4 protein-coding genes are annotated in these 5,648 nt (G+C 43.9%); 3 read left to right on the plus strand and 1 reads right to left on the minus strand.

What is annotated here, in order from left to right:
- Positions 1-143 precede the first annotated feature (143 nt).
- Positions 144-1,028: a tetratricopeptide repeat protein gene (locus V7K73_RS26485; RefSeq protein WP_334884557.1), complete on the minus strand. Its 885-nt coding sequence runs from the start codon at positions 1,026-1,028 to the stop codon at positions 144-146.
- 364 nt (positions 1,029-1,392) lie between these two features.
- Between V7K73_RS26485 and V7K73_RS26490 the strand changes: the two genes are divergently transcribed.
- From V7K73_RS26490 to V7K73_RS26500, 3 genes are all read left to right on the plus strand, one after another.
- Positions 1,393-1,896 (plus strand): hypothetical protein, encoded by a 504-nt coding sequence (locus V7K73_RS26490; RefSeq protein ID WP_334884559.1) that lies wholly within the window; start codon positions 1,393-1,395, stop codon positions 1,894-1,896.
- A gap of 333 nt (positions 1,897-2,229) precedes the next feature.
- Positions 2,230-3,801, plus strand: a complete 1,572-nt coding sequence (locus V7K73_RS26495; protein ID WP_334884561.1) for an efflux RND transporter periplasmic adaptor subunit — start codon at positions 2,230-2,232, stop codon at positions 3,799-3,801.
- A gap of 259 nt (positions 3,802-4,060) precedes the next feature.
- Positions 4,061-5,341, plus strand: coding sequence for an ABC transporter permease (locus V7K73_RS26500; protein WP_442936792.1), 1,281 nt, complete (start codon positions 4,061-4,063; stop codon positions 5,339-5,341).
- Positions 5,342-5,648 lie beyond the last annotated feature (307 nt).

The raw sequence follows: 5,648 nt of genomic DNA on the forward strand, positions 1-5,648 counted from the left end.
CTCCCAACTCCCAACTCCCAACTCCCAACTCCCAACTCCCAACTCCCAACTCCCAACTCCCAACTCCCAACTCCTAACTCCCAACTCCTAACTCCTAACTCCTAACTCCTAACTCCTAACTCCTAACTCCCAACTCCTAACTCCTATTGAGTAGACTGTTGTTCCGGCGCTGATGAATTTTCTCGTTGCTGTAGGGCTGCTTGAATACGGGGTAATTCTAAGAATTTTTTCGTATCAGACAGTAGGCGATCGCCCCAGAGATTTTCTTTGAGAAAATTCAAACTAGCATAGCGCTGATCGATGCGGAGTGCGGCTTCTCCGAAGTTTAATGCTTGTTGGCGATCGCCTTTAGTATACAGTGCCACTGCTAAGGCTAATAAAGGTTCTGCGGCTTGCTTATCAAGGGTTATAGCAGATTGCCATCGCTTAATCGCTTCGGTGGTATTACCCTGTTCGTAGTTGATTAAGCCAATATTGTTGATCGCCGGCCAGAATTTTTTATCGTGGGAGACGGCTTTATCGTACTGTGCGATCGCATCTGGCAATTTACCCAGCAGATAGTAAGCATTACCCAAATCAAACAACCCCTCTGGATCGTTGGGTTTTAACTTCAAACCGTCTTGGTAATTGACAACAGCTGCTTGGTAATTTTTCTGCTGAAAATTAGCTGAACCCAAAGCAAACAAAATATCACCATTTTTGGGGTTGATAGATTGCGCTTTTTTCAGGCTAGCGATCGCCCCGTCAAACTCTTTAGTTTGCAGTTGCAATCCACCTAAGAGCAACCACACTTTATCATTCTTAGGAGCCAGTTGACTCGCCAGCCGCGCTCGTGGCAAAGCTAAATCAACCTGTTGAAACTGAGCTAGTTGAGCCGCTTCCTGTGCCAAGCTCAACCCTTGCTTCTCTAACTTTGTCCCATCTAGTTGCAATGTATGGGGTATTAATGCCTGCGCGTTAACGGCTTTTGGCATACTCCATAAACTACAGACCATTAGAAAAGAAATCAAACGAACATGTTTAGGCACATTACCGCCTTTAAGCCACTAATCAAAGAATCTTTCAGCTAGCTTAAACGATCTGCGCTGTTGACGGTAGCAAAATCTTACAAAGAAAGATAATTCTTGCTGGGAGGGATGAGGGAGAATAACCATTCCCCATTTTACATCCCCCATTAAAAAAACTTATAACTTTGGTCATACATAAGTCTGGAATTACTAATGACTTTGGTCATACATCACTTTGGATATTTTGAGTAATAATTAATATGTATGAATTTATACGATAAGGCAAATATTAGACATCTTGATACCAAAATAAAAGCAAGTGTCTAAATCGCTGAATCGGAACCTCAGTAGAATAGAACTTTAATCTAAATAAGGACTTCATTTCATGTTAAAACCAAACCGTGTATCGATAGTTTTAGCTGCTGCTGCCTTAATTGTTGTTCCCCCTCTTTTGACTGCGCCTGCAAATGCCCAGACGAAAGCCTACGTTGTTGCTCAAAACGAGCAAGATAGAGATCGCGACGGCAGATCCAATTCTGGAGACTGGAACCGCGATGGCAGATCCAATTCTGGAGACTGGAACCGCGATGGCAGATCCAATTCTGGAAATTGGAACCGCGATGGTAGATCCAATTCTGGAGAAGTCAGAAGCCCTAGAGATCGGGGTAATTGGAACCGTGACAACCAATACAGTAGCAGAGCAGCCAGACTTCGTAATGGTGACGTCAGATTGGCTAATGGAAGAATTATTCCTGCTAGAGACTTAGTTGGACTTCGTAATGGTTACTCCAGACTTCCCGACGGAGTTATTATTGGTCCACATCTGGAATTCTATGCTCCTGGCTACGTAATTCCTGCTCCTAGACCGCTAATCCAAATAAATCTTTAAAGAAGAAGTCAGAATTGCTGAATGTAATTCCTTAAGGATTGAGGGGAAAGTCAGAGCGGGGTGGCTACCTCTGCGGGAAGGCCAAAGACGAAGCACCGTTGGTACAGAAAGCATCCCGTAGAAAAGAGGCGACGCTATCGCCACTGATGTCTCCCCTTCTCCCAAAGGAAAGGATCATTAACTCTTCCCCACTGAGGGCGTTGCGATTCTGCTCTTAAACTCTTTTTTGTGAAAACACTAAAAACTCAATAAATTGTCAATATAAGGCTACCAGGCTATAGTTTGAGGCGTGAACAACTAGCTCGGTAGCCGTTTTTTATAGATAAAGTGGATATGCAGATTGATACACCAAATACCGTCGATTCATCAGTTTTAGTTCCAGAGGTAAAGAAAAAAAAGGGCAGACGTAATTGGCTCTCTTGGCTAATTGCTCTTTGCCTTTTGAGTGGAATTGGCTATGCAGTTTATTACCAAGTAACAGTTGTTTCCCATCAAGAAGCCAGACGGAGGGTGCTAACCAAGCCCGTAGAAAAGCAGAGTTTAACAATCACAGTTTCAGCGAATGGAACGGTGAAACCTGAGCGGTCAATTAACCTCAGTCCCAAAAATTCAGGCATCCTGAAAAGTCTGTTGGCGAAGGAAGGAGATATTGTCAAACAAGGACAAATTGTAGCTTACATGGATGATTCCAACCTGCGGGGGCAACTTACTTCTGCTCAAGGACAATTGGCACAAGCCGAGGCGAATCTCCAAAAGGCACAAGCAGGTAATCGCCCTCAAGATATTGCCCAATCACAGGGAGCATTAGACGAAGCCGAGGCGAATCTACAAAAGGTACAAGCAGGTAATCGCTCTCAAGATATTGCCCAATCACAGGCACAGTTACAAAACACTCAAGCGGCTCTAAGTAAAGCAGAAGATAATTTTCTTCGCAATCAACAACTTTACAATGCAGGCGGTATTTCCCTTCAGACTCTCAACCAAAGCCGTGCAGATCGTGACAGCGCCCGAGCTACTGTGAATGCAGCACAACAAGCACTGGGGTTGCAAAAAGCTGGGTCACGTCCAGAAGACATTCAGCAAGCTCAAGCTGTGGTGAAGCAAAGACAGCAAGCTTTGGCACTTCTAAAAGCCGGAACGCGCATTGAAGATATTGACGCAGCCCGCGCCCAGGTAACATCTGCTCGCGGTTCCCTGCAAAACATCCAAGCCGAAATCAATGACACAATTATTCGCGCACCTTTTGATGGTCTGGTGACAAAGAAGTATGCCGATCCCGGCGCTTTCGTGACACCTACAACTGCCAGTAGTGAAGTAGCTTCTTCTTCTTCTTCTTCAATCTTGTCTCTAGCTTCAACAAATGAAGTTGTCGCAAATTTAGCAGAAACAAATATTTCCAAAATCAGCCTTGGTCAAAAAGTCTCGATTGAAGCAGATGCCTACCCACGAAAAACCTTTGAAGGTAAAGTCAGCCAAATTGCTGCCCAAGCAATAGTAGAGCAAAACGTCACCAGTTTTGAAGTGAGAGTATCACTTTTAGACCCTCAAAGGCTACTGCGATCTGGGATGAATGCGGAAGTAGATTTTCAAGTCGGTCAAGTTGAAAATGTTCTAGTAGTGCCAACGGCCTCGGTGGTGCGGCAAGAAAATGCCACGGGTGTGTTTGTAGCTGGAAAGAATAACAGACCTGTGTTTACTGCTATTGAGACTGGTGTCAGCGCGAATAATTTTACTGAAGTTAAGTCTGGATTGACAGGAAACGAAAGGGTATTGCTCAGTTTCCCACCAGGATCGCGTCCGCAATCAACACCACGAGGAGGGGTTTTCCCTGGTCTAGGAGGAGGCGGAGGAGCAGGTGGCGGTGGTCGTTCTGGTGGTGGTCGTTCTGGTGGTGGTTTTCCTTAAAGTTAGTTTTAAATTAATAGGGTTTAGTTAAAAAGAGGCAAGGGAACAGGGGGAATGGAACAGAAAGGGGAGTAAAAAGGCTTAACTGTTGAGTAAGAAGGCTTAACTGTTGAGTAAGAAGGCTTAACTGTTGAGTAAGAAGGCTTAACTGTCGAGTAAGAAGGTTCCTTTTAACGAACCGCAAAGGACGCAAAGGACGCAAAGGAAGAGAAGAAAGAAATGCTTAACTGAAATTGTATTGAGTTTTAAATAAAACTTTATGTTTAAGATATTTAAAGGCTTTTATAAAACTAAGAATACTCGCACAGTGCCGTTGCTGGAAATCTTGATAATGGCAGCAGAGACTCTGTGGAGTAACAAATTACGCACAGGTCTAACTATGTTGGGCGTGATTATTGGGATTTCTTCAGTTATTGCCATTACTTCTGTCGGTCAAGGAGTGCAAAAGGGGGTTGAGCAACAGATACAAGCATTGGGTACAGATGTCATCCAAATTTTGGCGGGTGCTGCAAGAAGTGGGAATGTCCGTCAGGGGGTAGGTTCTAGTAGCACCTTGACTTGGGAAGATGCAAAGGCGATCGCTACACAAGCACCATCAGCACAGATGGTTTCTGCTTATCTTCAACGCAGCGCTCAAGTTGTATATGCAGGACAGAACACTTCAACAGCCATTTATGGCACAGATTTGAATTACCCAGAAGTGCGAAATACTCACCCCCAGCAAGGGAGATATTTTACTCAAGAAGAATTAGATACTACCGCACAGGTAGCTATTCTTGGTCCTACAGTTCAAAAAACACTCTTTGCACAGGGTGTAAATCCGCTCGGCGAGAAAATTCGGATTCAGGGAGAAGCTTATGAAGTAATTGGGGTGATGGAACCTAAAGGTTCTCAAGGACCGATGGATCGAGATGACCAGGTTTTCATTCCTCTAACTACTATGTCGAAGAGACTGGTTGGAAACAATGCCCTAGTAGGCGTTTCTGTCAATGGAATTTTAGTTAAAGGTGCTAATCAGGAGCAGTTAGAAGCTGCTCAGTTTCAAGTCACTAATCTTTTACGGCTGCGTCATAACATTTATCCGCCCCAAGTTGATGATTTTCGACTGACCAATCAAGCTGATATTGTTAGTACCTTCACTAGTATTGTAGGTTTATTTACAGTAATGGTAGTAGCAATCGCAGGAATTTCGTTAGTGGTTGGTGGAATCGGTATTGCCAACATTATGCTAGTTTCCGTAGTTGAGCGGACGCGAGAAATCGGGATTCGCAAAGCCGTAGGAGCCACCAATTCGGCAATACTTAATCAATTTTTAACCGAAGCGATCGTGATTTCCATTGTTGGCGGATGTATTGGCATGGTCACTGGTATTTTATTAGCCTTTCTAGCTGCAAACACTTTCAAATTTCCCTTTGTAATTTCTTTATTGTCAATTATTGCTGGCTTTGGACTCTCATTGAGCGTTGGCTTTGTGGCTGGGGTAATTCCAGCCCGGAATGCATCTAAATTAGATCCAATTACTGCTTTACGTAGTGACTAAATAATTCGTAATTCGTAATTCGTAATTCGTAATTCGTAACTTCAATTTTCTAACTCCAAACTCCTAACTCCAAACTCCAAACTCCTAACTCCAAACTCCTAACTCCTAACTCCTAACTCCTAACTCCTAACTCCAAACTCCTAACTCCAACCTCCAAACTCCTAACTCCAAACTCCCAACTCCAACCTCCAAACTCCCAACTCCTAACTCCAAACTCCTAACTCCCAACTCCCAACTCCCAACTCCTAACTCCTAACTCCTAACTCCTAACTCCTAACTCCTAACTCCTAACTCCTAACTCCTAACT

This window comes from Nostoc sp. (genome assembly GCF_036916975.1).
Taxonomy (GTDB): Bacteria; Cyanobacteriota; Cyanobacteriia; order Cyanobacteriales; family Nostocaceae; genus Nostoc.